General features: G+C 58.8%; 22 protein-coding genes. 12 read left to right on the forward strand and 10 right to left on the reverse strand.

Annotation, left to right across the window (positions count from 1 at the left end; all coding sequences use genetic code 11):
• Window position 1: 1 nt before the first annotated feature.
• From pstB to V8J85_RS04600, 5 genes are all read right to left on the reverse strand, one after another.
• Window positions 2–802 carry a phosphate ABC transporter ATP-binding protein PstB gene (gene pstB / locus V8J85_RS04580; RefSeq protein WP_339952497.1) on the reverse strand — a complete coding sequence of 267 codons (801 nt, stop codon included), beginning with the start codon at window positions 800–802 and terminating at the stop codon, window positions 2–4.
• Between the two features lie 10 nt (window positions 803–812).
• Window positions 813–2,153, reverse strand: a complete 1,341-nt coding sequence (gene pstA / locus V8J85_RS04585) for a phosphate ABC transporter permease PstA (protein ID WP_339952498.1) — start codon at window positions 2,151–2,153, stop codon at window positions 813–815.
• Window positions 2,150–3,631, reverse strand: coding sequence for a phosphate ABC transporter permease subunit PstC (gene pstC / locus V8J85_RS04590; protein WP_339952499.1), 1,482 nt, complete (start codon window positions 3,629–3,631; stop codon window positions 2,150–2,152). The genes pstA and pstC overlap by 4 nt, the downstream gene beginning before the upstream one ends.
• 101 nt (window positions 3,632–3,732) lie before the next feature.
• Window positions 3,733–4,758 carry a PstS family phosphate ABC transporter substrate-binding protein gene (locus V8J85_RS04595; RefSeq protein WP_339952500.1) on the reverse strand — a complete coding sequence of 342 codons (1,026 nt, stop codon included), beginning with the start codon at window positions 4,756–4,758 and terminating at the stop codon, window positions 3,733–3,735.
• Window positions 4,759–4,871: 113 nt separating this feature from the next.
• A complete protein-coding gene (locus V8J85_RS04600) occupies window positions 4,872–5,915 on the reverse strand; it encodes a sensor histidine kinase (protein WP_339952501.1) in 1,044 nt (347 codons plus the stop codon).
• A gap of 135 nt (window positions 5,916–6,050) precedes the next feature.
• Here V8J85_RS04600 and V8J85_RS04605 point away from each other — a divergent pair, with 135 nt between their 5' ends.
• Complete coding sequence (locus V8J85_RS04605) at window positions 6,051–6,446, forward strand: hypothetical protein (RefSeq protein ID WP_339952502.1); 396 nt, start codon at window positions 6,051–6,053, stop codon at window positions 6,444–6,446.
• Here V8J85_RS04605 and V8J85_RS04610 read toward each other — a convergent pair.
• Genes V8J85_RS04610 through V8J85_RS04620 form a run of 3 tightly spaced genes read right to left on the reverse strand, consistent with a single transcriptional unit; the run spans window position 6,443 to window position 8,497 of the window.
• Window positions 6,443–6,964: a gamma carbonic anhydrase family protein gene (locus V8J85_RS04610; protein ID WP_339952503.1), complete on the reverse strand. Its 522-nt coding sequence runs from the start codon at window positions 6,962–6,964 to the stop codon at window positions 6,443–6,445. The two genes, V8J85_RS04605 and V8J85_RS04610, sit on opposite strands and share 4 nt — an antisense overlap.
• Window positions 6,961–7,599, reverse strand: coding sequence for a guanylate kinase (gmk, locus tag V8J85_RS04615; protein ID WP_339952504.1), 639 nt, complete (start codon window positions 7,597–7,599; stop codon window positions 6,961–6,963). The genes V8J85_RS04610 and gmk overlap by 4 nt, the downstream gene beginning before the upstream one ends.
• 4 nt (window positions 7,600–7,603) lie before the next feature.
• Window positions 7,604–8,497 (reverse strand): YicC/YloC family endoribonuclease, encoded by an 894-nt coding sequence (locus V8J85_RS04620; RefSeq protein WP_339952505.1) that lies wholly within the window; start codon window positions 8,495–8,497, stop codon window positions 7,604–7,606.
• A 135-nt stretch (window positions 8,498–8,632) separates the two neighbouring features.
• On the opposite strand from V8J85_RS04620, the gene V8J85_RS04625 reads away from it, so the two are divergent.
• A complete protein-coding gene (locus V8J85_RS04625) occupies window positions 8,633–9,319 on the forward strand; it encodes a PAS domain-containing protein (RefSeq protein ID WP_339952506.1) in 687 nt (228 codons plus the stop codon).
• On the opposite strand, the gene V8J85_RS04630 is transcribed toward V8J85_RS04625, so the two are convergent.
• Complete coding sequence (locus V8J85_RS04630; RefSeq protein ID WP_339952507.1) at window positions 9,316–10,686, reverse strand: class II 3-deoxy-7-phosphoheptulonate synthase; 1,371 nt, start codon at window positions 10,684–10,686, stop codon at window positions 9,316–9,318. The two genes, V8J85_RS04625 and V8J85_RS04630, sit on opposite strands and share 4 nt — an antisense overlap.
• 181 nt (window positions 10,687–10,867) lie before the next feature.
• Here V8J85_RS04630 and V8J85_RS04635 point away from each other — a divergent pair, with 181 nt between their 5' ends.
• From V8J85_RS04635 to V8J85_RS04670, 8 genes are all read left to right on the forward strand, one after another.
• Window positions 10,868–11,869 carry a GlxA family transcriptional regulator gene (locus V8J85_RS04635; RefSeq protein WP_339952508.1) on the forward strand — a complete coding sequence of 334 codons (1,002 nt, stop codon included), beginning with the start codon at window positions 10,868–10,870 and terminating at the stop codon, window positions 11,867–11,869.
• Between the two features lie 91 nt (window positions 11,870–11,960).
• Entirely contained in the window at window positions 11,961–13,157 is a 1,197-nt protein-coding gene (locus tag V8J85_RS04640; protein WP_339952509.1) for an ABC transporter substrate-binding protein, read from the forward strand.
• 69 nt (window positions 13,158–13,226) lie between these two features.
• On the forward strand, window positions 13,227–14,012 hold the full coding sequence (locus V8J85_RS04645; RefSeq protein ID WP_339952510.1) for an ABC transporter ATP-binding protein: 786 nt from the start codon (window positions 13,227–13,229) through the stop codon (window positions 14,010–14,012).
• Window positions 14,009–14,167, forward strand: a complete 159-nt coding sequence (locus tag V8J85_RS04650) for a hypothetical protein (protein ID WP_339952511.1) — start codon at window positions 14,009–14,011, stop codon at window positions 14,165–14,167. Before V8J85_RS04645 ends, V8J85_RS04650 begins: the two co-directional genes overlap by 4 nt.
• Entirely contained in the window at window positions 14,164–14,877 is a 714-nt protein-coding gene (locus V8J85_RS04655) for an ABC transporter ATP-binding protein (RefSeq protein WP_339952512.1), read from the forward strand. The genes V8J85_RS04650 and V8J85_RS04655 overlap by 4 nt, the downstream gene beginning before the upstream one ends.
• 479 nt (window positions 14,878–15,356) lie before the next feature.
• The gene (locus V8J85_RS04660) at window positions 15,357–16,367 is read left to right on the forward strand and encodes a branched-chain amino acid ABC transporter permease (protein WP_339952513.1); all 1,011 of its coding nucleotides are present in this window, start codon (window positions 15,357–15,359) and stop codon (window positions 16,365–16,367) included.
• The gene (locus tag V8J85_RS04665) at window positions 16,364–17,665 is read left to right on the forward strand and encodes a branched-chain amino acid ABC transporter permease (RefSeq protein ID WP_339952514.1); all 1,302 of its coding nucleotides are present in this window, start codon (window positions 16,364–16,366) and stop codon (window positions 17,663–17,665) included. The genes V8J85_RS04660 and V8J85_RS04665 overlap by 4 nt, the downstream gene beginning before the upstream one ends.
• Before the next feature lie 57 nt (window positions 17,666–17,722).
• Entirely contained in the window at window positions 17,723–20,188 is a 2,466-nt protein-coding gene (locus V8J85_RS04670) for a penicillin acylase family protein (protein WP_339952515.1), read from the forward strand.
• Between the two features lie 540 nt (window positions 20,189–20,728).
• Here the strand turns inward: V8J85_RS04670 and V8J85_RS04675 are convergent.
• Entirely contained in the window at window positions 20,729–21,148 is a 420-nt protein-coding gene (locus tag V8J85_RS04675; protein ID WP_339952516.1) for a DCC1-like thiol-disulfide oxidoreductase family protein, read from the reverse strand.
• Between the two features lie 107 nt (window positions 21,149–21,255).
• Here V8J85_RS04675 and V8J85_RS04680 point away from each other — a divergent pair, with 107 nt between their 5' ends.
• Together V8J85_RS04680 and V8J85_RS04685 are read left to right on the forward strand one after the other, a co-directional pair.
• A complete protein-coding gene (locus V8J85_RS04680) occupies window positions 21,256–22,623 on the forward strand; it encodes an HTTM domain-containing protein (RefSeq protein WP_339952517.1) in 1,368 nt (455 codons plus the stop codon).
• 364 nt (window positions 22,624–22,987) lie between these two features.
• On the forward strand, window positions 22,988–24,385 hold the full coding sequence (locus V8J85_RS04685; protein ID WP_339952518.1) for an HWE histidine kinase domain-containing protein: 1,398 nt from the start codon (window positions 22,988–22,990) through the stop codon (window positions 24,383–24,385).
• Window positions 24,386–24,390 lie beyond the last annotated feature (5 nt).

Consider the following 24,390-nt stretch of genomic DNA (forward strand, 5'->3'; position numbering starts at 1 on the left):
CTTACCCGATACGGCCCGAGATATAGCTCTCGGTCCGGTCATCTTCGGGATTGGTGAAAATCTTGTCGGTTTCGCCATATTCGACAAGGTTGCCCAGGTGGAAAAACGCGGTTTTCTGGCTGACCCGTGCGGCCTGCTGCATCGAGTGGGTGACGATCACCACCGAATAGTTCTGGCGCAATTCATCGATCAGTTCTTCGACCTGCGCCGTCGCAATCGGGTCTAGCGCCGAACAGGGTTCGTCCATCAACAGCACCTCGGGCTCTGTCGCGACCGCGCGCGCGATGCACAAACGCTGCTGCTGACCACCCGAAAGGCCGGTGCCGGGCGCGTTCAGGCGGTCCTTGACCTCGTCCCAGATCGCGCCGCGTCGCAGGGCCCTTTCGACGATTTCGTCCAGCTCGGCTTTGTTCCTGGCAAGGCCATGAATCTTGGGGCCGTAGGCGACGTTGTCATAGATCGACTTGGGGAACGGGTTCGGCTTCTGAAACACCATCCCCACCTTGGCCCGCAACTGTACCGGGTCGACCTTTGAGTCGTAGATATCTTCGTGATCGATCAAGATATCCCCTTCGACCCGACAAATATCGATCGTGTCGTTCATCCGGTTGATGCAGCGCAAAAACGTCGACTTCCCACAGCCCGACGGGCCGATGAAGGCCGTGACGGTCTTGTCCTCGATCTCGACGCTGACGTCCTTGATCGCATGGTTGTCGCCATAATAGACCTGTACGTCCTTGGCGGAAATCTTGACATCTTGCATTGTGCTGACAGCCCGATCTGCGTGGTACATATCTTCCATACTATCTCTCCTACCAGCGGCGTTCAAAGCGGCGGCGCAAAATGATCGCGATGATGTTCATGGTCAGCAGGAACAGCAGCAAAACGATGATGCCGCCCCAGGCACGTTCGTAATAGGCGGGGTCGGCACGTTTTGCCCATTCATAGATTTGCGCGGGCATGGCGGAGTTCGGGTCAAGAAAGCCCGCCGCGACCCCGTCAGGATAGTTCGACGCGATGAAACCGACCATCCCGATCAAGAGCAGCGGTGCCGTTTCGCCAAGCGCCTGCGCCAGACCGATGATCGTCCCGGTCAAGATACCGGGCATGGCCAGTGGCAACACGTGGTGGAACACCGATTGCATCTTCGATGCCCCAACGCCCAACGCGGCATCCCGTATCGATGGCGGCACCGCCTTCAGCGACGCCCGTGTCGAAATGACGATGGTCGGCAGCGTCATCAATGTCAGTGTCAGCCCCCCGACAATCGGGGCCGACTGCGGCAGATGCGCGAATTGAATGAACACGGCAAGGCCAAGGATACCGAAGACAATCGATGGTACCGCGGCAAGGTTCGAGATATTCACCTCGATCAGGTCGGTAAACTTATTCTGCGGCGCGAACTCTTCAAGATAGATCGACGCCGCTACCCCGATGGGCAGCGCAAGGAACAGCACCACCAGCATCATGAAGAACGACCCGATCATGGACACCCCAATGCCCGCCTGTTCCGGGCGACTTTCCGAGGCATCGGCACCGGTGATGAAATCCCAGTTGAACACCCGCTCTACCGACCCTGCCTCGACCATCACATCGATCAGGTCCAGATGCGCCGCATCCAGGTTTTTGTCTCGCGCCAAATCTTCGCGCTGCACGCGCCCTTTGAGGTATCCATCGACGCGCGACGACGTCAGCAGTCGAAACGTGACGGTATTCCCGATCTCATCAGGGTTTTCGATCACATAGTCCCGAACGATCGCGGCGGCCGATGCTGACAGGATCTTGGTCAGATCACCCTCTTCCACTTCTGTCGGGATATCGGCCGTCTTCGCGATCAGCGCCTCTTTGATCAGCGGATTATATCCGAAGGTCGATACTTTCTTGATATCCGCGGGGTCGCGATTACCGTTTGGGTCCAGCTTTTCCTCGACCAATTCGACCTCGAGGTTCACGAACGTCTGGGTAAAGGCCGGAATACCGTTCTGGACAATCGCCCAAAGTAGCGCGACCAGAAACAGCAGACCGACCGAAATCGCGGCGATCCCATAGGCCTGAAAACGCTTCTCGGCCGCGTTCCGCTTGCGGGTGCGGGTATCGACCTCAAGCAGGGATTTGCCCTTTGGTTTGGAGACCGGAATAGCTGCGTCGCTCATTCGTACTGCTCCCGATATTTGCGGACGATGTAAAGGGCCAGCACGTTCAGCCCCAGCGTGATGATGAACAGCGTGATGCCAAGGGCGAAGGCAACCAGCGTCTCGGGGCTGTTGAACTCACCATCCCCTGTCAACTGCGACACGATCTTGGCGGTCACCGTCGTCATCGCCTCGAACGGGTTCATCGACAGCGACGCCGCGGCCCCCGCCCCCAGCACGACGATCATCGTCTCGCCGATGGCGCGGCTGGCCGCCAAAAGGATCGCGCCCACGATCCCCGGCAAGGCAGCGGGCAGGATCACCTGCCTGATCGTCTCGGAATGCGTGGCACCAAGGCCCAACGATCCGTCGCGCATCGCCTGTGGTACCGAATTGATGATATCGTCCGACAGTGAACTGACGAAAGGGATCAGCATGATCCCCATGACCAGCCCCGCCGTCATTGCCGCCGTCCCGCCCGACATCCAGCCAAGGCCCAGCCAGCCCCGTGATCCGAAAGCCTCGAGCAACAGCGGCCCGACGGTCAACAGCGCAAAAAGCCCGTAAACGATGGTCGGAATACCGGCCAGCACCTCCAGCAATGGTTTCGCGATCGATCGTACGGCTTTCGTCGCGTATTCGGATAAATAGATCGCGGCGAACAGGCCGATCGGCACGGCCACCAGCAACGCGATGATCGAGATGTAAAGCGTCCCCCAGATCAGCGGAAGGAATCCAAGGTCGGATTGCCCGCCACGCCCGGAAAAGCTCGGCTCCCACCGCGTGCCGAACAGGAAATCCTGAATCGGATATCGCCCCAGAAAATCGACCGTGTTGAAGATAAGCGACAACACAATCCCCAGCGTCGTCAGAATGGCCACGCACGCCGCCGCGATCAGCACCATAAGGATCGCCGTTTCGACATAGTTGCGGGCGCGAAAATCGCGGTGTGTCATACGATATGCGATTGCCGCGCTGCCAAATCCGACCAGCAGCACCGCAATCAGGCGCAAGATGTTGCCCGTGCCGGACAAATCACGATAGCGCTGCGCCACTTGCAGGGTCGTTTCATCGACACCAGACCCAAGGACCACGCCGACGGCAGCCAGCCCATCGCGCACAGCCGCGATGTCTGAGCCGATATTGTCGGCTTCCTGTGCCGTAATCGCGCCTTCGGCGACCGCAAGATCCAACCCGTCGGCGACACGGCGCACATCGGCCAAGGCCAACGATCTCCGACCACTATCGGTCGCGATTTCGGGCGGCAGATCGGCACTGACGACACCGTTCAATACGATTGGCTGCGCGACCATCCAAATGGCCAGCAAGGCAAGGGCGGGCACAGCAGCGGCAAGGGCCGTGTTGACACCATAATATGATGGGAGCGAATGCAGTTTGCGGCCATCGCCGCCAGCGGATGCAATCGCCCGGGCTTGCGCAGCGAAATAGCCGACCGTCGCCATGGCCATCAGCAGCAAGAAAATCCATGTTGCAGGCATTCGCGATGTCCCCCGACATCTTTGGTACGATACCACGCCGCCTAGCAGCAGCGTGGTACGATTGTCTATACAACCTCAGATGAGGTTGGCATATTCGGCCATCAAAGCGTTTCTTCGCTGGCCACGGCTTCTTGCGTAACCGACAGCTCTGGATCAGAGACCAGACCATATGCCGACAGCGGACCATCGGGGCCTGCAATCTCGTTCGAGATAAAGAACTCCGCGAATTCCTTCAGGCCGGGAATGACGCCGATATGCGCCTTCTTGATGAAAAAGAACAGCGGGCGCGACACAGGGTATTCACCGGATGCGATCGTTTCGGTCTTGGGCTCGACGCCACCGATCGTCGCCACTTTCAGCGAGTCCGTGTTGTTTTCGTAGAAAGCTAGACCAAACACGCCGATACCGTTCGGGTTCGAGTCCACACGCGCCAGCGTCTCGGTATAGTCGCCGTCGATATCAACGGTGATACCGTTGCCGCGCACTTCGATACAGGCATCTTCGGCATCATCTTCGGACATGCCGCCTGCAATCATGGCTTCCATCGCGCCGGTGTCTTCGCAACCCTGCAGCAGAACCTTGTCCTCGAACACTTCGCGTGTGCCGTGCTTGGTGCCTGGGATAAAGGCCAGGATGTCGGCGGCAGGCAGATCGGCGTTGAAGTCAGCCCATTGCGTATGCGGGTTGTCGACGATTTCGCCATCGACCAGAACCTTGGCGCCCAAAGCGTTGAAGATGTCCGATGCTTCGAAAGCGGTGAATTCCGGGCCGTCGATCTGCGATGCGAAGACGATGCCATCATAGCCGATGCGCACTTCGATGATGTCGGTCACACCATTTTCGTTGCACAATTCCAAATCGCTTTCGCGGATTGGACGGGACGAGTTGGCGATATCGATGGTATTTTCGCCAACGCCCTCACAAAACCGCTTCAGACCGGCAGAAGAGCCGCCAGACTCGACGACAGGTGTGGGGAAATCAAAGTTTTCGCCGAACGCTTCTGCGACGATCGATGCATATGGCAGCACCGTCGAAGACCCAGCGACCTGTACATTGTCGCGGGCGACGGCCGATGTTGTGGTAAGGGCAATGGCTGCGGTTGTCGCAGTCAGTTTCATGATCGACATCAAATCACTCCTGTCAGTCAAACCAGGCACCACGCGAGCCGTAGCACCATTACCGCCCGCGTAGAAGGCGCGCAAAAACCTTTTGTGACGGTTTTGTAAAAGTTATGTGACAGTCAACGCGATGGCAGAAAAACCGATACTGATGTGCCCTGCCCCTCCTCACTTTCGATCACAAGCCTGCCGCGATGGCGGTTGACGATATGTTTGACGATGGCCAGGCCAAGTCCTGTTCCGCCCACCTCGCGCGACCGGTGACTGTCGACGCGATAAAAGCGCTCGGTGAGGCGCGCGATGTGATGGGATGGAATGCCCTCGCCCTTGTCCGCGACGACGATCTGCACCCCCTCACCGCGCAAACGCTGGTGAAATGCCTTGGGGTGAAGTGTCACAGACACGACGCCGCCCGCCGCGCCATATTTAATCCCGTTCTCGATCAGGTTGGTAAACACCTGCACAAGCTGTCCGGCATCACCTGGCACCATCTCTCCATCGCCGTCAGACTGCAGTAACACCTTGACGCTGGCCGCTTCAAGTTGAGGCTCCAACCCCTTGATCACGGAAGACAAAAGCGCCGCCATATCCACATGCTCGCGCGGCCTGACCCGCTCATCCTCTTCCACACGGCTGAGCGACAGCAGGTCGTCGACCAACCGCGTCATGCGACTGGCCTCGTGCTCCATGATCGCCAGAAATCGATCCCGCGCCGCGGCATCATTCCGCGCGGCACCACCTAGTGTCTCGATAAAGCCCAAAAGCGCCGTCAGAGGGGTTCGCAATTCATGACTGACATTCGCGACGAAATCCCGCCGCATCTGGCCCACCTCTTCCGCCGCGGTCTGATCTTCGAAAGTCAGTACGATGTTGCCGTCGGCTGGCGACAAAACAACACGATAATGCGTATCGGACGCCCCATCGCGCCCGACAAAGCGGGTGACCTGCGGCGTCCCTTCGGCTTGCGCTGCCACCACTGAATCGAGCAAGGCAGGCTGTCGCAATGCAGTTATATAGTGACGACCACGCAGATCGGGCCCCAAAACCGCGTCGATCGGCGGGTTGGCGGCGACCACCCGATTATCGGAACCGATGACGATGACGGGTAAAGGCAAGGCGTCGATCAAAGCGGAAAGAGAATGAGACGTCACAACCATACCTTGCATTGTCTGCTCACTTATCATTTCTTAACACTCATTAAGGTCGAGGGGGCTAAGTTTTAACCATTCGGAATATTCCAAACCGAGCTGAGGTTATCTAGGTACGTCTCGACCCCAATGAACAGACCGGACCCCCCCCATATGTCAGATCAAAACGATCCGGATCAAGCAATGCCGCTCGCTGCGACATTGAACGGGATGGACAGCAAGGCAGTCGTCATCGGTGACATGGCGCGATGGAAAGCGCAGGGGCGCGATATCCCACCACTTGACGGTTTCCAATTCATCGACATCGCTGACCTTGACGCTATTTTCAAAGATGGCTCGCAGCCTGACATCATTCTGTCACCGCTTGTCGCGGATGGCTTCGACGCCGTCGATGTCGCGATCAAGTTAATCAAATTGCAGTTTCGGGGACGTTATCGCGTTATCGCCAATGATATGCCCGATGCCGCCCTGATCCGGCAAGAGGTCCGCAGTTTCGCGCCGCAGTTGGATTTCGACCTGCTTTTGATGCCGACCGGCGGTAAAACCTAAACAGGTCTTAGCCGATCACGAAACCGCTTGGCATTTTCTTGATAATGTAAAGCCGAGGCTTTCAAGCCGTTTATCGCAGCGTCGTCCAGATTCCGAACGACCTTGCCCGGAACTCCCATCACCAGCGATCCGTCAGGAATCGTCTTGCCCTCCGTGATCAGCGCACCGGCCCCGATCAGGCAATTCGCCCCGACGATCGCCCCATTCAGGATCGTAGCACCCATGCCGACCAAGGTATTTTCGCCGATCACGCAGCCATGCAGCATTGCCTTGTGCCCGATCGTGCAACCCGCCCCAACCGTCAATGGAAAGCCCATATCGGTGTGCATGACGGTATTTTCCTGCACATTACTGCCCGCGCCGATGATGATGGACTCATTGTCGCCGCGCAGCGTGCTGCCGAACCAGACAGATGCGCCTGCGCCCAATACGACCTTGCCGATCAAATGACAGCCGGGTGCGACCCAGGCATCATCGGCGATATCGGGCGATACATCGCCAAGGACGTACAGGCTCATACATGTTCTCCAAATTGGGTCTGCAGGGCGCGGACATGATCGACCAGGTCGGGTTGCTGCGACCGGCGAAGCCGTTCCGCGCTGATGATCGTCTTCAGCCGTTCCTCGGTCTCGGCCAGATCATCATTGATCAGGACATAGTCGTACCCGTCCCAGTGGCTGATTTCATCCCAGCTTTTCAGCATCCGCTTTTCGATGACGTCGGGTGTGTCCTTTCCACGCTTGATCAGCCGCGCGTGCAATTCGGTGATGGAGGGCGGTAGGATAAAGATGGACAGCACGTGTTCCTGCAATGCCGAGTTGCTGATCTGCTGCGCCCCTTGCCAATCGATGTCAAACAACACATCGCGCCCGGCCTCGATCGCCTGCTGCACCGGGCTTTTGGGCGACCCGTAATAGTTCCCGAAAACCTGCGCATGTTCCAGCATCTCACCATCGGCCACCTGCCTTTGAAACCCGGCGACATCGACGAAATAATAATCCTGCCCGTCCACTTCGCCCTCGCGTGGGTGGCGCGTGGTGGCAGAAACTGAAAAGCGCAAGCTGGCGTCCCATTCACGCAAACGCCCCGCCAACGTGGATTTGCCTGCCCCCGACGGCGACGACAGAATGATTAACAAACCACGTCGGGACATCACGCTACTCCACATTCTGCACTTGTTCGCGCATCTGGTCGATCACCGCTTTGAGGTCAAGGCCGATGGCCGTCAGATCTTTTGCCTGCGCCTTGGAGCACAGCGTATTCGCCTCCCGGTTAAATTCCTGTGCAAGAAAATCAAGTTTTCGGCCGATCGGCTGATCCGCCGCCAGAAGATCGCGCGCGGCAGTGACATGGGCCTTCAAACGGTCGATCTCTTCGGTCACGTCCGCCTTGACGGCCAAAAGCGCGAGTTCCTGGGCCACCCGCGCCTCTTCGACCTCGGCTACATCATCGACGACCCGGCGCAGCGCCGTCTTCAGATTGTCCGCCATCTGCGGCTGCCGCGCGACTGCGGCGTCGGACGCCTGCCTGACAAGGGCATCGATCCGCGCGATCTGGTCAAGCAACACCGCTTTCAGCGCCTCACCTTCGTTTCGCCGCATGGCCACAAAATCGGCGAGCAGCGGCGCGATATCCGCAATCAGGGCTTCCTGTAGTTGCCCGGCCATATCATCGCCTTTCGCCGCAACCAGCACGCCGCGCTGCACAATAACGTCCGCCGCACTTGGCTGGGCAAGCGTGACACCGATATCGCAGGCGCGCTGCTGCACGTGTTCGAGCGCCCGCAGGACGGCATCCAACTGCACCGGGTCGATAACGGCGATACCCGCGCCATTCTCTTCGCGCGTCAGCCGCAAGTTGATCGTGATATTGCCACGTGCAAGGGCCTTGCCCACGGCACTGCGCACAGCCGCTTCCAGCCCGTCGATCCCGTCTGGCAACCGCAGTCGCAGATCGAGGCCGCGCGCATTTACACCCCGCATCTCCCAGCTCCATGAAACCTGATCCAACTGCCCGGTCCGGCTGGCAAAAGCGGTCATCGAATGGATCATGGGGCGGGTCCTGCACGTTGGTAATCCCCGGCACCTAAAGGCAAACGCGCGACCGTGGCAAGCGATCCACGACGGGCGGCGTTAACCAAGCGTTAGGATATTGAGTGAATTTAGCTGCAATTTTTGTTAAATCTTATGGCAATCACGGACGACCCTGAACGAAATGAAAGCCGACCCAAGATGCATATTATCGACAAACATCCGCAGCGCCGCCGTTCCGACGAGCCGCAAAATGGGCAGGACATTCTGACCAACCTCGAAGGTTACTGGCAAACGCTGCGCCACGCGCAACGTGTTCCGTCGCGCAACGATATCGAACCGCGGTTGATCGATGACGCGATCCCGCATGCGTTCATCCTGCAGCGTGTCGCGCCCGGCATCGGGCGGATCAGGGTCGCGGGGCAGCGTCTTCATGATCTGATCAAGATGGATGCCCGCGGCATGCCGATCAGCAGCTTTTTCGCGCCAGAGGCGCGCGATCGGCTTGCCAAACTGGTCGAGGCCGCATTCCGCGACCCGGCGATCATCAGCATACCGCTTTACATACCCGGCAGTTTTGGCCGCGCAGCGGTGACTGGCACGATGCTGTTGCTACCCCTGCGTGACCATACCGGTGCGACTTCGCGGATTCTTGGCGCTGTCGTGACCGAAGGCGATATCGGGCGGAAAGCCCGCCGGTTCACGATCGCAGACAACGTCCCCATCCGTCATGACAGCATTGGCCCACGGTTGGCGAGCGTCACGCCGCTTTTCCAACGCTCCGAGCTGAAAAAGCCGGACGCTGGGCGCCCGGCCCTTAGGTTGGTCGTCGATAACGCTTAACCGGCTTTGGCCTGCTGGATCTTGTTCCGACGGGCAGACAATTCCTCGGCGACGAGGAACGCCAATTCCAACGACTGCGAAGCATTCAGGCGCGGATCGCAGGCGGTATGATACCGGTCGGACAGATCCTCATCGGTCACTGCGCGGACACCGCCCGTGCATTCGGTCACGTCCTTGCCGGTCATCTCGAAATGCACACCGCCGGGGATCGTCCCTTCGGCGTTGTGAACAGCGAAAAACTCTTTCACCTCACGCAGCACGCTGTCGAAAGGCCGGGTTTTGTAACCCGTCGACGACTTGATCGTGTTGCCGTGCATCGCGTCACAGGTCCAGACGACATTTGCGCCCTCTTCCTGCACCGCCTTGATCAGACGCGGCAGATGCTCGCCTACAGCTCCGGCACCGAAACGCGCGATCAGCGTCAGACGCCCGGCCTCATTCTTGGGGTTCAGCGTTGCCATCAGCGATTTGAGGTGGCCGGATGTCATGCTGGGCCCGCACTTCAACCCGATCGGGTTCTGCACGCCCTTGGCAAATTCGACATGCGCGCCATCGGGCTGCCGCGTGCGATCACCGATCCAGATCATATGGCCGGACCCCGCCAGCCAGTCGCCAGACGTGGAATCAAGACGGCACAACGCCTCTTCATACTCCAACAACAGCGCCTCATGGCTCGTGTAGAAATCCACGGTCTGCAATTCATGGTTCGTGTCGGTCGTCAGACCCGCGGCTTCCATGAAATCCAGCGTGTCGCTGATCCGCTCGGCCATATCACTGTATTTCTTGACCTCGTTGGCGTCGGTGAAGCCAAGGGTCCATTTATGTACTTCATGCACATTCGCGAAACCACCGGTCGAAAACGCGCGCAACAGGTTCAGCGTCGCGGCGGCCTGCAAGTAAGCCTGCAACATCCGCTCCGGGTCCGGCACGCGGCTGTCAGAGGTGAAATCAAACCCGTTGATGATGTCACCGCGATAGCTGGGCAGTTCCACACCATCCACCGTCTCGGTGGGGGCAGAGCGTGGCTTGGCCATCTGCCCTGCCATCCGGCCAACCTTTACCACCGGCACCTTCGCGCCATAAGTCAGAACCATCGCCATCTGCAGCATGACCTTGAACGTATCGCGGATACCGTCGGCACCAAATTCAGCAAAGCTCTCGGCACAATCACCGCCCTGCAGCAAAAACGCCTCGCCCCGCGAAACGGCGGCGAGCTCGGCCTTCAAACGACGCGCCTCGCCTGCAAAAACCAAAGGGGGATAGCTGGCAAGACGACCTTCGACAGCGTTCAGCGCGGCTGCGTCAGGATAATCGGGCATCTGAACCCGGGGCTTGCTGCGCCAGTCAGATTTCATCCAATCGCTCATCGTCTTGCTCCATATCAGGTTGGTCACGGGTCGCTTTCACCTTGCGCGGGCCCGTATAGCGCGCGGATCGCTTAGGTCCAATGGGAAATCACCTCTCTCGGTAATGACCTGACGCTTTATCCTTGAAAGCACTCCGCAAACCTGATGAGGTCCGGCGAATATTTGCGTTTTGGACCCCGATATGACGACCGAACCACATATCGTCGATGTTGATCACAGCGGCAAACCGCGCCGCTTCGTCTTTGTGTTGATGCATAATTTCACCATGCTGTGCTTTGCCAGCGCACTGGAAAGCCTGCGGATCGCGAACCGGACGGCGGGAAAGACCCTCTACACCTGGAAGATCATCGGCGAAGGCGGGGAAGCAGCCACATGCTCCAATGGCTGCACCTTCCGGCTCGAGGATGACCTGACCGAACTTGACCGGGACGATACCGTCATGCTGTGCGGCGGCGTCGACGTGCAACAGGCGACGACCAAGAAAACGCTGAACTGGATCCGGCGCGAGGCGCGGCGCGGCGTCGTTGTCGCCGGGCTCTGTACGGCGGGTTACACCATGGCCAAGGCCGGTCTGCTGGACGGAAAGCGCGCAACGATCCATTGGGAAAATCAGGACAGTTTCACCGAGGAATTCGATGAGGTTGAGCTGACCAAGTCGGTCTTTGTCGTCGATGGCAACCGGATCACGACCGCAGGCGGCACCGCCTCCATCGACCTGATGCTCAAGATCATCGCCGATGATCATGGCGAAGATCTCGCCAATGCGGTGGCCGATATCCTGATCTATTCCGCCATTCGGACCGATCAGGATACCCAAAGGCTGTCGATCCCGACCCGGATCGGTGTCCGCCACCCGAAACTCAGCCTTGTCATCCAGATGATGGAACAGAACATCGAGGAACCCATCAGTCCCGCGATCCTCGCCCGCGATGTCGGCATGTCGACGCGGCAACTGGAACGGCTTTTCCGGCGCTATCTGTCCCGCAGCCCCAAGCGCTACTACATGGAGTTACGCCTGCAAAAGGCGCGCAACCTTTTGATGCAGACCGATATGACGGTCATCAACGTGGCGCTCGCCTGCGGCTTTGCTTCACCATCCCACTTCTCCAAATGCTACCGGTCGCACTACGACACAACACCTTACCGCGAACGCGGCAGCCACGCCGCGCGGCTTTCTGTCTAACCGGCATAACCCCGCTGCCTTCCCGCTTTCCTTTTGGAAACAGACTGCTAATCTGCGCGGCAGGATAAAGACATCCAACTGGGAGAAAACAATGAAAAAACTACTTTTGGCAACAAGCGCGCTGGCTGTCCTTGGCGCAGGCGCTTTCGCCGATGGTCACGCGGACGAGGTCAAGATCGGGGTGATCCTCGGGTTTACCGGTCCGCTGGAATCGATCACGCCCGCCATGGGCGCCGGCGCCGAACTGGCCATGCAGGAAGTTACCGAATCCGGTGCCCTTCTGGGCGGCGCCACCGTCACATCCGTTCGTGCAGACAGTACCTGCATCGACGCGGGCGCTGCGGCCACGGCGGCTGAGCGTCTGGTGACATCCGACAACGTCAACGCCATCATGGGTGCGGATTGTTCGGGCGTAACCGGCGCGATCCTCCAGAACGTCGCGCGCCCCAACGGGGTCGTGATGATCTCACCCTCGGCCACCTCGCCGGGCCTGTCCACGGCAGAAGATGACGGTCTGTTCTTCCGCACGGCACCGTCAGACGCACGCCAGGGTGTGATCATGACCGAGATCCTGCAGGATCGCGGCATCAGCGAAGTCGCTCTGACCTATACCAACAACGACTACGGCAAGGGTCTAGCAGACTCCTTCCAGGCCGCATTCGAAGAGGCTGGCGGCAGCGTCACCATCTCTGCGGCCCACGAAGACGGCAAGGCGGACTACTCTGCCGAAGTCGGCGCGCTGGCCTCTGCCGGTGGTGAAGTGCTGGTCGTTGCCGGTTATGTAGACCAAGGCGGCTCCGGCATCATCCGCTCGGCGTTGGATTCCGGAGCGTTCGACACGTTCTACGTTCCTGACGGCATGGTCGGCGCCAAGCTGAACGAAAACTTCGGCGAAGAACTCAACGGTTCCTTCGGCGCCTACCCGGGCACCGACAGCCCCGGTGCAGCCGCCTATATCGAAATGGCCGAAGCGGCGGGCTTTGACGGAACAGGCGCGTTCAGCCCCGAAAGCTATGACGCCGCCGCGCTGATCATGTTGGCCATGCAAGCGGCCGAGTCGACCGCCTCGGCCGACTTCAAGGATCACGTGATGGATGTGGCCAATGCCCCCGGCACCGAGATCTTCCCCGGCGAACTTCAGAAAGGTCTGGAACTCTTGGCCGCTGGTGAAGAGATCGACTATGTCGGCGCCTCCGCCGTCGAACTGATCGGGCCCGGTGAATCTGCCGGCAACTATCAGGAAGTCGAATTTGCCGACGGTGTTTACTCGACCATCGGCTATCGCTAAACGCTTTGTGATCGGCGCGGGGGCACCACCCCGCGCCGTTTGCATAAAGAAGACGCGGCAAGGGACAGCATGATCGTCGTAGACAACCTGGTGAAAACCTTTGGCGGTTTTCGGGCCGTTGATAATGCGTCCCTGACGATTGGCGAAGGCACGATCACCGGGCTGATTGGTCCGAATGGCGCCGGAAAAACCACACTTTTCAACGTGATCGCAGGCGTTCTTAAGCCAACGTCGGGTCGCGTGACCATGATGGGTGAGGACATCACCGGCCTCCCCCCGCATGATCTGTTCCACAAGGGTCTCTTGCGGACGTTCCAGATCGCGCATGAATTCTCCTCCATGACCGTCCGCGAGAACCTGATGATGGTGCCCGCGGGTCAATCGGGCGAAACGCTGTGGAACACATGGTTTGGACGCAAGCGGATCGCGGATGAAGAGCGTGCGCTGCAGGCCAAGGCCGATGAGGTCATCGAATTCCTCACCATCGATCATCTGAAAGAGGAAAAGGCAGGCAACCTGTCGGGCGGGCAGAAGAAATTGCTCGAACTCGGACGGACGATGATGGTCGATGCGCGGATCGTGTTCCTTGATGAGGTCGGCGCGGGCGTGAACCGCACGCTGCTCAATACGATTGGTGACGCGATCATCAGCCTCAACAAGGAACGAAACTATACATTCGTCGTGATCGAACACGATATGGATTTCATTGGCCGCCTCTGCGACCCCGTCATCTGCATGGCAGAGGGGCACGTACTGGCCGAAGGAACGCTGGCCGAAATCAAGGCCAATGAACAGGTGATCGAGGCCTATCTCGGCACCGGATTGAAGAACAAAGACAAGGTAGCTGCACTATGAAATTCCTGTTGACCATCCTGCTTGGGGCCATCATCGGCTCGGCCGCGACATTTTACTATATCTACAGCAATCACGCGGACCCCTCCGAACAGGCGCTGATGCGCGACACGCTGACCGGCTACCTGCCCTTCCTGGAAGAGTACATCAATCAGTGAGCGACCCGTTCCTGATCGGCGACGCCATGACCGGGGGGTATGGCAAAGGGCCCGACATTCTGCATTCCTGCACAATCGCTGCTGAAAAGGGTGAGATCGCCGTCATCGTCGGCCCCAATGGCGCGGGCAAATCGACGGCGATGAAGGCCGTGTTCGGGATGCTGAGCCTCAATGAAGGGGTCGTGCGGCTGGACGGCGTGGACATTACCCATCTGTCGCCACAGGAGCGTGTGGTGCATGGCATGGGATTTGTGCCGCAGACCTCGAACATCTTCACGTCGATGAGTGTCGAGGAAAACCTCGAAATGGGCGCCTTCATCCGTCGCGATGATTTCAGCGATACGATGGCGCAAGTCTATGACCTGTTCCCGATTTTGAAGGAGAAGCGCAAGCAAGCGGCGGGAGAACTGTCGGGCGGCCAACGCCAGCAAGTCGCCGTGGGCCGCGCGCTGATGACGCAACCGAAGGTGCTGATGCTGGACGAGCCGACCGCAGGCGTATCGCCCATCGTCATGGACGAGCTTTTCGACCGCATCATCGAAGTCGCCCGCACCGGCATCCCGATCCTGATGGTCGAACAAAACGCCCGCCAAGCGCTTGAGATCGCCGACAAAGCCTATGTGCTGGTGCAGGGCCGCAATGCGCATACGGGAACGGGGAAAGAACTTCTGGCGGACGCGGAAGTGAGACGGAGTTTTTTGGGGGGATGAGAAGTGTCGTCGTTGCGTCACTATTGTTCAGCTTTCCGGCAGATGTGTCCGCAGCATTTGCGATACTCTACCAATGCAAACTGCTCGATAGTGTTGAACTAAGTGCTGAAGCGGACTCAAAAACCTTCGCCACCGGTGCGCCATTTCGGATGTCTGTGGGAGACACCATGCGCGGATTGCGGATCGATGGTAGGACGTATGAGAAGCAGGTTGCTATCTTCAGGTCGGAGGAACGACTTGGCGTCCTACTGACCGTCCCATTAGGCAGGCCGATGGGAGAGCGGCTAGTCGAGGGCACCTTCCAGTATGACAAAGATGGCAGGTACTTTGATCAGTTGACCGATAATGAGATTGAGGGGCTTCAGCGTGCGAGGTTTGAGTGTGAATATTGATCAAACCTTTAACGGTCAGCAAGACCGAGCAAGATCAGGGAATGGACCCTACGCCTTACCACTAAAAAATTGTTGGTCTGAATACTAATGGACATCCTCAACGCCCTCGTCGCCTTTGCGAATTTCGTCTTTGTCCCCGGCCTCGCCTATGGCGCGCAGCTGGCCATCGGCGCCCTTGGCGTCACGCTGATCTACGGCATCCTCCGCTTTTCGAACTTCGCTCATGGCGACACGATGGCCTTCGGCACCGCGATGACGATCATCGCGACCAACGCCCTCCTCGCCCTTGGGATCACATTCGGGCCACTGCCCACCGCTCTGCTCGCCCTGCCCCTCGGGATCATTGCGACCGCACTTCTGGTCATCGCCATCGACTGGCTGGTCTATCAATTCTACCGCGATCAAAAGGCCTCGCCCGTGATCCTCGTCATCGTCTCCATGGGCGTGATGTTCGTCATGAATGGGATCGTTCGCTTTATCATCGGGGTCGACGACATCCGCTTTGCCGATGGCGAGCGTTTCATCATCACCGCTCGCGAATTCCGCGACATGACCGGCCTGCGCGAAGGCCTTGCGATCAAGACGACCCAAGCGCTGACCGTCGTGGTCGCGATCATCGTCGTCGCCCTTCTCTTCTGGTTCCTCAACAAGACCCGCACGGGCAAGTCGATGCGGGCGTTTTCGGACAACGAAGACCTTGCGCTGCTGTCGGGGATCAACCCCGACCGGGTGGTCAAGGTCACCTGGCTGATCGTGGCGGCGCTCGCCACGACAGCGGGTGTCCTCTACGGCCTCGACAAATCGTTCAAAGCCTTCACCTATTTCCAGCTGCTCCTGCCGATCTTCGCCGCCGCCATCGTCGGGGGCCTTGGCAACCCACTGGGTGCCATCGCCGGAGGCTTCGTGATCGCCTTCAGCGAGGTGACGATCACCTATGCCTGGAAAAAGGTGCTGACCTACCTGATGCCGGAAAGTCTGGAGCCCGACGGCCTCGTACAACTGCTGTCAACCGACTATAAATTCGCGGTCAGTTTCGGCATCCTGATCATCGTGCTGCTGTTCCGCCCGACCGGCCTGTTCAAGGGGCAATCCGTATGAACCCCACGTTGAAAAACACACTGCTTTTCTCGGTCGTTGGTGTCCTGATCCTTGGAACAGGGATCATTCAAGGCTGGAACACTGCTTTGCTGATCCTGAACATGGGGCTCATCTCGGCCATCATGTCGCTGGGCGTGAACCTGCAATGGGGCTTTGCGGGGCTGTTCAATATCGGAGTAATGGGCTTTGTGGCCTTGGGAGGCCTCGCCACCGTCCTCATCTCCATGCCGCCGGTGGGCGAGGCTTGGGCGGCAGGTGGCCTGCAGGTGATCCTTGGTTTGATCGCCGGGGCTGCCACCATCGCCGCCGCCTTCTTTGCCCAGAAACAGTTTCAGGGGCGCGCCAAAACATTGATCACGCTGGGCGTTCTGATCGTCGGCTTCTTTGTCTACCGGGCCGTTTTCGATCCTGGCGTCGCCGCGATCGAGGCGGTCAATCCGGCCGCGACCGGATATCTGGGCGGGCTTGGTCTGCCTGTGGTTCTGGCATGGCCCGTGGGTGGTTTGCTGGCCGCAGGGGCCGCGTGGGTTATCGGCAAGACGGCCCTTGGTCTGCGATCGGATTATCTGGCCATCGCCACCCTCGGCATCGCCGAGATCATCATCGCGATCATGAAGAACGAAGACTGGCTGGGCCGCGGCGTCAAGAACGTCATCGGCCTGCCCCGCCCCGTCCCTTTTGAAGTCGACCTGCAACAGGATGCCGGTTTCGTCGAGCGGGCGGCAAGCCTTGGGCTGGACCCGGTCACGGCCTCAACGCTTTATGTGAAGGTCGCCTACGGCATCCTCTTCGCCATCGTCCTGCTGATCCTCCTTTGGCTCGCCCAACGCGCGCTGCACAGCCCGTGGGGCCGGATGATGCGCGCGATCCGCGACAATGAAGTCGCAGCCGAGGCGATGGGCAAAGACGTCACAGCCCGGCATCTGCAAATCTTCATCCTTGGTTCGGCCGTCTGCGGCATCGCTGGCGCGATGATGACGACGCTGGATGGACAGTTGACCCCCGGCACTTATCAGCCGCTGCGGTTTACGTTCCTTGTCTGGGTCATGGTGATCGTCGGCGGGTCAGGCAACAATTTCGGCGCCGTCCTTGGCGGCATGCTGATCTGGTTCCTGTGGGTGCAGGTCGAGCCGCTGGGCCTCGCGCTGATGAATTTCCTCGCCAGCGGCCTGCCCGATGGCAGCGCATTGCGGGATACCCTGATCGACGGGGCGGCGCATATGCGCCTGTTGACCATGGGGCTGATCCTGCTGCTCGTGCTGCGCTTCAGCCCCCGGGGTCTCATCCCCGAACGGTAGGTTGCCCTTGACCGATGCCCTGTTAAAACGGGGCTTTCACGACGACGCGGAGACGCAATGCTGCGGACCATCAGATTGCTGGTACAGATCACGACGGGGGTAATCGTGCTGACCGTCGCCGGATTGGCCCTGATCTATTATTTTGCGGCCCGGTCGCTACCCGAATATAATACCACGCTGCAGGTCGCAGGCATCGGCGCCCCGGTCGAGATCGTGCGCAACAACGCCAATGTGCCGCATATCTTTGGTGAGACGGATCAGGATGTGTTCTTTGCCCTTGGCTATGCCCATGCGCAGGACAGGCTATGGCAGATGACGATGCTGCGCCGTGCCGCGCAAGGACGGCTGTCAGAGCTTTTCGGGGAACGGACCATCGGCGATGACAAGTTCCTGCGGCGCTTGGACATCTACAATCTCGCCGTGTCGTCTGTCGCCGCACAGGACGACCAGACCAAGACAGCATTGCGCGCCTATTCCGCGGGGGTCAATGCGTGGCTGAACGAGGTGAACGCGGGCGCGCGCGGGCGCGGCGCGCCCGAGATGTGGATTTTCAGCCATCCCGTCGCCCCGTGGGAGCCAGCGGATTCGATTGCGATCCTCAAGGTCATGGCCCTGCAACTGAGCGGGCATATGAAAAGCGAGGTTCTGCGCGCTCGTGCATCATTCGTTCTTGATGATGACCGGCTGCGCGACCTGCTGCCCGACGATCCGACAGGGGGCATCGCGGCACTGCCCGAATATGCAAGCCTTGTTCCCGGGATGTCAGGCGAACGCGCCTTTGCGCAGGTCGCGTACAGCCCGCTTTTCCCTGTAAAACCGCCGGAATTAAGCGGGGCCTCGAACGCCTGGGCCGCAAATGGCAGCCGCTCGGCCTCGGGGGCGACTTTGCTGGCGAACGATCCGCATCTGGGTCTGACCGCGCCGACGATCTGGTATCTGGCGCGGTTGGAGCTTTCGGCGGGCGGCGTGATCGGTGGAACGATCCCCGGCGTGCCGGCGATCCTGAGCGGGCGGAATGCCGAACTGGGCTGGGGCGTCACGACAGCCTATGTGGACGATCAGGATGTCCTCTTGGAAGAGCTCAATCCGGACAATAGCCGCCAATACCGCGATGTATCCGGCTGGGTGCCGTTCCGGACCCGCGACAGCATCATCCGCGTCAAGGACGCGCCCGCGCAGACGATCACCTTGCGCTGGACAGCCAATGGCCCGGTGATCCCCGGCGACAATCTTGATCTTGGCAAAATCACGCCGCCGGGCCACGTGACCGCACTGGCCTGGAGCGGATCGTCGGACCGGGACACGACGATGTCCGCCGCGATCCGGCTGATGCAGGCCCGATCTGTGACCGAGGGCATCACGGCAGGGCAGGATCACATTGCGCCCGCCCAGAACCTGATGCTGGCCGATCGCAACCGGATCGCGATGAAAACCGTGGGGGCGATACCGGCCCGTGACCCAAGACATCAGAGTCAGGGGCGTTATCCGTCTTTCGGCTATCTGCCCGAAAACCGCTGGCAGGGTCGCTTTCCCTATGCCGACAATCCCGAATTTCTGAACCCCGATGGCGGAATCATCGGGAACACGAACAACAAGACGATCGACCGCCCGTTTCCGCAGCATGTGTCGCACCGGTGGGGCGACAGCCAACGGATCTATCGGTGGCGGCGCCTGATGCAGGCACGCAATGTGCATACGCGCGACAGTTTCATCGAGGCACAGCAGGACACCGTCAGCTTCACCGCGCAAACGTTGCTGACTCTGATGGGGGCCGACCTGTGGTTTACCGGCGATGCCGCCCCCGAAGGTACGCCAGAGCGGCGCAGGCAGGTGGCGCTGGACCTGTTGTCGGCGTGGAACGGTGAGATGAACGAACACATGCCCGAACCGCTGATCTATGCAGCCTGGGTCCGTGAGTTTCACAATCGCCTCATCCGCGACGAACTTGGCCCGCTTGCCCCCCAATTCACGCACCCCGACCCGATCTTCATCGAGCGGGTGTTCCGCGATATCGACGGAGCCGGTATCTGGTGCGATGTCATCCAATCCGCGCCGATCGAAACCTGCACCGACATCGCCCGGCAGGCGTTGGACGACGCGCTGATCTGGATCACCGAAAACCACGATGGCGCGATCGAGACCATTCGTTGGGGTGATGCCCACGTGGCGACCCACGATCACGAGGTTCTGGGCGCGGTGCCACTGCTGAATTGGGTGGTCAATATTCACCAATCGACGAGCGGCGGGGACAACACGTTGCAGCGCGGGCGGACCGCTGGGACCGGTGAAAATCCGTTCCGGAATGTGCACGCCGCCGGCTATCGTGGCGTCTATGACTTCGCCGACCCCGACAGTTCGGTCTTTATCATCGCCACGGGGCAATCAGGGCATCCCTTGTCGCGCTATTACGACAATCTGGGCGAGTTGTGGCGGCGGGGAGAGTATATTCCGATGTCGCTCGACCCCGATCTGGCGCGCGCCGCGGCGGTTGGGGTGACCAACTTACAACCTGTAGGTGAGTGAACCGGTGCAAACCGGCAGTTTTTTGACGAAACCTTGTAACCGTTTGATTTTTTGATGTAATTCCTGAAAATGGGCGATCGGAAAAGCATCGGAATTCCATATGAATTCCATCGGACCCCGGCGCGCGGTCGCGACCAATTTCGTTAACCTTTGCAGTTTTTCACTACATAAGCTGAGAAAAGGTAAACGCCCCGCGCGCGGATGTCCTGTTGTCGGATGTGGTGCTCAGGTAAGTCAGGAATGGGTCTTGTCGGTGTTCGCCCGCCGCCGCCTTGCGGAATGGCCGAAAAAAAGCAAGACCGATCGGAATTCCATACCACATCGATCGGAACCCGGATCGGCGCGCCAAAGATTGGACGACAAACGTGGCAAAGTCGATTAAAGCGACCGTTGATGCAACAGGCCAAGGATGGCAGGAAAGAGCCTACCTTTCACATTTTCTGCAAGCCAGCCAATGTCTCCTTTTAGGAAACCGTCTCCAAACCCAAACGTGACGAAGACAGCCACCGACAGCGCGCAATTCCCTCACTTGCAAAAGCTCTACGGTGCATCAATGGGGCGTCGCCCGAGAAGGCGAAGAGTGAGTTTTCTGCCAAGGACAAGCGGCGGATACAACAGTTTCGAAACAGTCCTGTTGCCAAAGCCAAGACGTACAAGCCGGTTAAACAGACCTGAACGGGTGGTCATTGCGGCCAGTCGTGTCATCGCCGCATCGCCATGGTGAAATTCACCATCCATCGCAACCACCATACCTTCATCAAGATCAAATCCCTGCTCTCGGATAGTCCCCAAAATGGGATGATCCCCGCGCGCATCGATCAGTTCAACAACACCAACGGCGTCACGCAGGCGCACCATTTTCACGTATGCCGTGCAAAACGGACATTGGCCGTCATAGATGACGCTAAGTTTTGTATGGGACGTCATTTTAGGACCAACAGCTTTCCACAATCTCGCCATCAGTCAAAACTAAGTGGCTGATATCACAAATTCGCACAGTGTTCCAGAGACCGGGCGAAACCAGAAATCTAATTCCAAAGTAACCAAGGTCAAAAGTGTTTTATCGAGTGTTCGGCTCCCTAAAATCTCATCTCGAAACGCCGATCAGCATCCAGTCGCTGGTCGTCGTTCGTGTTGCCTTTGGTCTGATCCTTGCGTGGGACTGCTGGCGATATATCCACTACGACCGGATCTACCGGTACTACGTCGAACCGGACATGCTGTTTCCGTTTCTACCTTTCATCCACCCGCTTCCCGAACCGTATATTTACATCGTCTGGGGTGGGGTTGGTCTGTTTGGCATCATGGTGGCGGTTGGGTTGTTCTATCGCTTTTCCGTTGTCGCTCTGACAGTGATCTTTGCGTATTTCTTCCTGCTCGACCGGGCGCAATATCTCAATCACAACTACATGGTGATACTTTACGGCACGCTTTTGTGTTTCATGCCTGCGGGGCGCGCCTATTCCTTGGATGCAATCATATTTCCTCATGTCCGCACCTACGTGATACCGCGTTGGCCCGTTTCGGCCATCAAATTGCAGACCGAAATCATCCTGATCTACGCTGGCTGGGTAAAAATCGCCGATGACTGGCTTAGAGGCGAACCTCTACGGATGTGGCTACAGGACGACGGTGACAAGATTTTCTACGGCTTTCTGTTTCAATACGATGTCCTCTTCGTCGTAGCCGCATGGGGTACAGTATTGCTGCACATATTGGGTGCGCCTTTGCTCTTGTGGCACAGGACCCGATTGGCGGTGTTCTTGGTCTATGCATTTTTCCACTGGTCCAACGCGCAGCTTTTCAATATCGGGATTTTTCCCTGGATCACCCTCGCATTGACCACCGTCTTCTTCGCGCCGGACTGGCCGCAGCGACTTGTTTATCGCGCTTTTCGGTTTGCGGGTGCAGCGCCGGATATACCACCCTTGCCCAACGTCAGCTTCAAGCTGAGCCGCGCGGTGACCGTCGGGCTGGTCATTTGGTTTACGGTGCAAGTCTACCTGCCCGAGCGGCAGCTCTTGTTCAACAACAATGTCGCTTGGACGGGTGATGGGCATCGGTTTTCCTGGCGCATGCGCATCTACAGCCGACAGCGCGAGGGAGTCTTTCGCATTGTCTCGGCTGAGAGAAACGTAATATGGACGATCGACCCCTATGACCACATGGCCCGCAGGCAGGCCCGCAATGTGCTCGCCAGGCCCGACATCGTGTGGATGTATGCACAACAGCTGGAAAGAATATGGGCTGCGGATGGGTATCCGGGTGTTAGCGTCTACGCAGATATTCGTGTTTCGCTGAACGGGCGCCCGATGCAGCAATTTACCGACGCCAGTGTAGACCTGACCAAAGAAGCGTGGAGCCCGTTTGGGCCGACCAATTGGATATTCCCGCTTGAAGGCCGGGTTTCACTGGACTGGCTGCTCAACAGCTAATCAAGATATCGCGCCGCACTGTTCTGCTCAGCCGGAGACTCTCTGATTAGACCCGTCTGAGGAAAATGTGGGGTGTCAGCACCGCTTAGGCCAAATATTTCAGTGTTGTCGCTAGTCTGCAAACGAAGACTCTCGTCTCAAAGACATGAGTGTCCGCAAAGTCCCACAAAGCGGGCCTAGAACCAGCTGTGCTGGCGACCTTTGGCTTGCTCTGGCGCTGCAGGTCCGGTTTGCGTGCAGCGGACACTTGCTGCATCTGTGACCGCCGTCTGTTTCTGGCACTGAACCTGTCGTCAGGCACGTCTGCGCTTTGCAGTGGCAGATCACTCGTGTATAATTTTGATGAGTCTTCGGAACAGGAAAAATGAACGAATTCCCCTACTTGGATGGCGGTGGTGACCATCTTGATCTTATCCTTGCCACGTCGGAAATCGGAATTTGGGAACTGGACGCGGCCACCGGTACGGCGTCGCGCAATCTTCGCCATGACCAGATTTTCGGGCACGACACCCTGCTGGACGAATGGAGTGCGGACATCTTCCTGGGCTATGTCTTCGAAGAGGATCGCGAACGGGTGGGCACCCTGCTGACCAAATCCTTGAATGATGGACAGCCATGGTCGTTTGAAACCCGCATCCGCCGCGCGGACGGGGTCGATCGCTGGATCAGCGCGAAAGGTATGCCCAAGTTTTCGGATAGCGGGGACGTGACGAAACTTATCGGCCACGTGATCGACATCACGGAAACCAAGCAGAACGAAGATCGGCTGAAACTGCTTTCCAAGGAACTTAACCACCGTGTCGCGAACACGTTTACGATCATGAATTCGATGATCCGTCATGCGGCGAAAAACACGACGACGGTCGAAGACTTTGCAGAAACCTTGATGGAACGACTGGGCGCGTTATCCCGGGCCAACAGGGTTCTGGTGGCAGAGGAAGCGGAGCGGTCAAGCCTTCACGACATCCTTGACATGGAGCTGGAGGCGTTTGCCGGCTGGCGCACGCGGATTTCCATCACCGGAGACACATTGGTCTGGTTTTCCGGGGAGGCGTCGGAAGCGCTTGCCATGATCTTTCATGAATTGCTGACCAACGCGGTCAAGCACGGGGCGCTATCTGTACCGACCGGGCACGTTGCCGTGACCATCGATACCGGTCCCTCACGACAGGTTCTGATCAAGTGGGCTGAAACCGGTGGCCCACCCATCGCGCCCGCGCGGCGCACTGGTATTGGATCGACGATCCTGCAAAATGCCCTGCGCGACGAAGGCAGTGTAAACCTTGACTACGACACCAGCGGCCTGATTTGTGACGTCACCGTCAATCACAGCTTTCAACGCGAGATACCGGACGCGGTCGTGCCCCCGTCCACCGCCTTGCCGGACGGTCAACCAGTCGATCCGGACGGTTCTTTCGCCGGGTGGCGGGTCATGGTCGTCGAAGACGATCCGATCATCGGAATGGATATCGCCGAGATATTCGGGTCACGCGGTGCGACGGTGGTCGGCCCCTTCACCACCGTCGCAACTGCGCTGCAAGCATTGCGAGATGCGCCTGACGTTGCGTTGCTGGATGTGAACCTTGGGCAGGAAACGACCGATGCCGTCGCGACACAGCTATCCGATCTTTCGATACCGTTTCTGATTCTGAGTGGTCAGATGGACAGCTCTGATCTGGGTGAGGCGTTTCAAGGGGCGTCGATCATAGGCAAGCCGTTCGGGGAACAGGACCTGGTCAAGCGCGTGATGGCCATGATGTAGGGTCA

The sequence above is a fragment of the Yoonia sp. 2307UL14-13 genome, assembly GCF_037572755.1.
Lineage (GTDB): Bacteria > Pseudomonadota > Alphaproteobacteria > Rhodobacterales > Rhodobacteraceae > Yoonia.

What these genes read in the sequence shown, in the direction of transcription:
- pstB (WP_339952497.1), bottom strand. Translation starts at nt 802, where the DNA reads ATGGAAGATATGTACCACGCAGATCGGGCTGTCAGCACAATGCAAGAT.
- pstA (WP_339952498.1), bottom strand. Translation starts at nt 2,153, where the DNA reads ATGAGCGACGCAGCTATTCCGGTCTCCAAACCAAAGGGCAAATCCCTG.
- pstC (WP_339952499.1), bottom strand. Translation starts at nt 3,631, where the DNA reads ATGCCTGCAACATGGATTTTCTTGCTGCTGATGGCCATGGCGACGGTC.
- V8J85_RS04595 (WP_339952500.1), bottom strand. Translation starts at nt 4,758, where the DNA reads ATGTCGATCATGAAACTGACTGCGACAACCGCAGCCATTGCCCTTACC.
- V8J85_RS04600 (WP_339952501.1), bottom strand. Translation starts at nt 5,915, where the DNA reads ATGCAAGGTATGGTTGTGACGTCTCATTCTCTTTCCGCTTTGATCGAC.
- V8J85_RS04605 (WP_339952502.1), top strand. Translation starts at nt 6,051, where the DNA reads ATGTCAGATCAAAACGATCCGGATCAAGCAATGCCGCTCGCTGCGACA.
- V8J85_RS04610 (WP_339952503.1), bottom strand. Translation starts at nt 6,964, where the DNA reads ATGAGCCTGTACGTCCTTGGCGATGTATCGCCCGATATCGCCGATGAT.
- gmk (WP_339952504.1), bottom strand. Translation starts at nt 7,599, where the DNA reads ATGTCCCGACGTGGTTTGTTAATCATTCTGTCGTCGCCGTCGGGGGCA.
- V8J85_RS04620 (WP_339952505.1), bottom strand. Translation starts at nt 8,497, where the DNA reads ATGATCCATTCGATGACCGCTTTTGCCAGCCGGACCGGGCAGTTGGAT.
- V8J85_RS04625 (WP_339952506.1), top strand. Translation starts at nt 8,633, where the DNA reads ATGGCAATCACGGACGACCCTGAACGAAATGAAAGCCGACCCAAGATG.
- V8J85_RS04630 (WP_339952507.1), bottom strand. Translation starts at nt 10,686, where the DNA reads ATGAGCGATTGGATGAAATCTGACTGGCGCAGCAAGCCCCGGGTTCAG.
- V8J85_RS04635 (WP_339952508.1), top strand. Translation starts at nt 10,868, where the DNA reads ATGACGACCGAACCACATATCGTCGATGTTGATCACAGCGGCAAACCG.
- V8J85_RS04640 (WP_339952509.1), top strand. Translation starts at nt 11,961, where the DNA reads ATGAAAAAACTACTTTTGGCAACAAGCGCGCTGGCTGTCCTTGGCGCA.
- V8J85_RS04645 (WP_339952510.1), top strand. Translation starts at nt 13,227, where the DNA reads ATGATCGTCGTAGACAACCTGGTGAAAACCTTTGGCGGTTTTCGGGCC.
- V8J85_RS04650 (WP_339952511.1), top strand. Translation starts at nt 14,009, where the DNA reads ATGAAATTCCTGTTGACCATCCTGCTTGGGGCCATCATCGGCTCGGCC.
- V8J85_RS04660 (WP_339952513.1), top strand. Translation starts at nt 15,357, where the DNA reads ATGGACATCCTCAACGCCCTCGTCGCCTTTGCGAATTTCGTCTTTGTC.
- V8J85_RS04665 (WP_339952514.1), top strand. Translation starts at nt 16,364, where the DNA reads ATGAACCCCACGTTGAAAAACACACTGCTTTTCTCGGTCGTTGGTGTC.
- V8J85_RS04670 (WP_339952515.1), top strand. Translation starts at nt 17,723, where the DNA reads ATGCTGCGGACCATCAGATTGCTGGTACAGATCACGACGGGGGTAATC.
- V8J85_RS04675 (WP_339952516.1), bottom strand. Translation starts at nt 21,148, where the DNA reads ATGGCGAGATTGTGGAAAGCTGTTGGTCCTAAAATGACGTCCCATACA.
- V8J85_RS04685 (WP_339952518.1), top strand. Translation starts at nt 22,988, where the DNA reads ATGAACGAATTCCCCTACTTGGATGGCGGTGGTGACCATCTTGATCTT.